At 40.9% G+C, this 3,558-nt stretch carries 3 protein-coding genes; 1 reads left to right on the top strand and 2 read right to left on the bottom strand.

All coding sequences use genetic code 11. From position 1 onward, the window contains the following. On the top strand, window positions 1-1,823 hold a 1,823-nt coding region (locus tag WKF69_RS18700; RefSeq protein WP_340383944.1), incomplete at its 5' end, for a PAS domain S-box protein. Window positions 1,824-2,188: 365 nt separating this feature from the next. On the opposite strand, the gene WKF69_RS18695 is transcribed toward WKF69_RS18700, so the two are convergent. Next, the gene (locus tag WKF69_RS18695; protein ID WP_340383942.1) at window positions 2,189-2,887 is read right to left on the bottom strand and encodes a ComF family protein; all 699 of its coding nucleotides are present in this window, start codon (window positions 2,885-2,887) and stop codon (window positions 2,189-2,191) included. A gap of 231 nt (window positions 2,888-3,118) precedes the next feature. Continuing rightward, the coding region (locus WKF69_RS18690; RefSeq protein WP_340383940.1) for a GxxExxY protein at window positions 3,119-3,558 on the bottom strand (440 nt) is incomplete at its 5' end.

Here is a 3,558-nt window from a genome sequence, read left to right as displayed (position 1 = left end):
AGGTTATCTGGATTAATTCCGCTACCGAAGCATTGTTAGGATATAGTTTGGATGAACTGCTCGGCAAACGCTTGAGTGAAGTGGTTATTGGTGAGGGTACGAATGTAACTACCCTTGAAGTAGCAAAGAAAGCAATTTCAGAACACAAGGCTTACAGGATCGATCTTCAGATCTACAGGAAAGATGGTACCCCTATCTGGATACATGCATCCACCAATCCTATATTAAATGAGGCGGGAGAAATTGAACGCCAGGTTGAGATCATCAATGATATAACCGAGCAGAAGAGGGCGGAAGAGCAGCTTACTTTGCTGTCTCTTGTTGCCAGTAAAACAATAAATGGAGTTGCGATAAGTACCAGTGACGGGAAGATCAAATGGATTAATGATGCCCTGGAGAAGCTTACTGGTTACAATCTGGAGGATTTCCAAAATACCCGGCCGGGGGATTTGCTGGCAGGAGAAGGAACTGACACAAAACTGCTCGAAACAGCCAGAAAACTAGCGTCTGAGTGTATCCCATCGAATATTGAACTGCTCAGCTATAAAAAGGATGGATCTCCGATATGGCTGTCAATTTCAAACACCCCAACTTTTAATAAGGATGGAACCCTTGATCAGCAGGTTGAGATCATAAACGACATCTCGGAGCGTAAGTTGGCTGAGCAGGAGCTAATAAAAACCCGGGAAGAAGCGCTCCAGTTGAGTAAGGCCAAGGAAACGTTTTTATCTGTCATGAGCCATGAAATCCGGACGCCTTTGAATGCTGTTATTGGCATGTCCCACATTCTCATGGATGACAATCCTACTGAGTCGCAAATGGAGAATTTGAAGATCCTTGGATTTTCTGCTCAGAATTTACTCAAGCTGATTAATGATATCCTTGATTTCACTAAAATCGAAACCGGGAATATGATTTTGGAGAATATAAACGTCAACCTAAAGGAACTCGTATCTCAAACACTAAATTCTCTCCAGTTCAAAACTGCAGAAAAGCCAGTAATCCTAAAATCAGAAATTGATCATCGTATTCCGACACACGTCAAGGGTGACAATACGCGTTTATATCAGATATTAATTAATTTATTAGGCAATTCTGTTAAATTTACCGAAAAAGGCGAGGTAAAGTTAAAGCTCGACCTTGTCGAGGAAACGAAAAAAACTGTAAAAGTTAGATTCGAAATCTCGGACACAGGGATTGGAATTGGACCAGAAAAAATCGATTATATCTTTGATTCCTACACACAGGCGAGTTCTGATACGACTCGTAAGTACGGTGGAACAGGTTTAGGCTTGGCTATTACTAAAAGTCTTCTGCAGTTACATAATTCCAATATTACAGTTGAAAGCGAGTTAGGAAAAGGCTCTAAGTTTAGTTTTGTTATTGAGTTCAACCGCTCTCAGGAGTCATCTACATTAGACGAAAATAAAACTCCAGTCGAGCAATTACAAGCTTCAATCCTGGTCGTTGACGACAACGAGATCAATCGAATATTGGCAAATAAAGTTCTTTCCAAATGGGGTGTTGAGGTAGATTTTGCTGAAAATGGCAAGGTTGCTCTGGATAAGGTGATGGAAACGCGATACGACCTGATACTTATGGACCTTCATATGCCGGTAATGGATGGAATGGATGCGGCTAAAGCAATTAGAAAATTAGGTGGCGACTACACGAAGTTGCCGATCGTTGCTCTGACAGCCTCTCTTTTTGCTCACGAACTGGAAACGATAAATGAATGTGGGATGGATGGGTATGTGATGAAACCTTTTGTCCCTGCCGAGCTTTACGCCAAGATTAGCAGCCTTCTTAGCAGGCGTGCTTGATAAAGAAGAAAAAGCCGGAACCTAAAAGGTATCCAGCTCTTTCTATCTAAATTAACGCTCTCGGAATATTATACGCTGTAAACGCGAGAATGTTTCATAGGGGATGAATTATATTTACTATTAATTGCAAAGCGCTGATTTTCAATTACTAATTTTCTTGCAGGTATGTTTTTAAAGCTGCTTGGCGCTGAACGCTACCATAGAACCTTAAACGAGTGTTGCCTGCGGCAGGCAGACACGGAGTACACTAAGAACTAACTTGGAATATACTCAGTGCCCTCAGTGGAACCTCCGTGCACACCGTGTTCTATTTCTTTTTCCTTAGTGTTCTTCGAGGGTTTAGCTTTGCATACGAAGTATGCGTTTTATTCAGCAAAAGCTATTGTCGCAATGCTAATACTTACTCCTTCAAGCTCAAGCAACGCTATACTGCATGCCTCTAATGTCGCTCCTGTTGTCATGACATCATCAACAATTAATACATGCTTATTGTTAAAAATACTTTTATTGCAGCATACGAAAGCATTATTGAGATTCTCATATCTCGCAAACCGCGATTTTTTTGTTTGTGTCTCTGTATTTTCTATGCGTAACAAATTATCAGCTATCACTGGAATTAAAAGGGCAGAAGCCATTCCATTTGCAATACATTCGCTCTGATTGTATTCCCGCTTTTTTAATTTAGCAGGGTGCAGCGGCACGGGAATAATCAGGTCTGGTTTACTCCACTTTTCTGAGCTACCTAACACCTGGCCATATAATTGGCCCATCCTAAAACCGGCTTCAGGTCTTTTATTATATTTTAGCTGATGCATAATATTCTGAACCCTCCCACCTTTTCTGAAATAGACAAACGAAGAGGCATGCATAAAAGTGAATCTTCCCCAAAGCTGCTTAGCGAGCTTGTTTGACGGATCGGAGTGGAAGTTTGTAACGGGTAAATGATAAATACAATGGGTGCAGATTACATGTTCATTATTGAACAAGCTATTGCCGCAACCCGCACATAGGTCGGGAAAGAAAAGAGCGAAAAAATCGTGAAGATAGGGAAAAGAAGACTGCATACATGAAGGTAAAGATCAATCATTTAATTTGCCGGATCTGCAAGACGCCTACTTAAACGCAGAGCGCGCAGAGTGTTTCGCAAAGATCGCAGAGAAAGAATCAAACCAAACGACCTCAGCAAGCCCTTTGTGAAAAACTTTGCGCTCTCTGCGCCCTCCGGGTTTAAACTTCGGAGGGTACGTATATCAGTAGTTCTGATAGTAGGAACGCCGAGTGTCTCGAAAAGGCCGCTAAGGGTATAGCCTGTTAACTACACGTCTTATTCCGTCTTTCAAATGAAGTACGTTAAAATTGATTAGTAACCCAAGTTTATAATTCCCTAACCTCAGATAGGTTAGCGTCTGTGCGAAATAAACCTCATTCATTTCTAACACACTTTTGATCTCGATAACCAATTTATTTTCTACTAACAAGTCGACCCTATACCCACATTCCAATTGGACATCTTCAAATACCAGGGGCATCGCTTTCTGCTTTTCAACAATAATACCCGCTTTATTTAATTTATGAAATAAGCACTCCTGATAGGAGTGCTCCAGCAATCCCGGCCCTAAAGAAGTATGGACGTCAATCGCCAATCCTATAACCAATTGTGATAATTCGTTTTCTCTTAACATTGACTCGTCCTTAATTAGGTTGACAGTTTTTATAAAGATAAATACATTTATTG

The organism is Daejeonella sp., from assembly GCF_037719425.1.
Taxonomy (GTDB): domain Bacteria; phylum Bacteroidota; class Bacteroidia; order Sphingobacteriales; family Sphingobacteriaceae; genus Daejeonella.
This window is presented reverse-complemented; position numbering and strand designations above follow the sequence as displayed.

Excerpts from the sequence above, each read along its gene's own strand:
- WKF69_RS18695 (WP_340383942.1), bottom strand. The coding sequence starts at position 2,887 with ATGCAGTCTTCTTTTCCCTATCTTCACGATTTTTTCGCTCTTTTCTTT.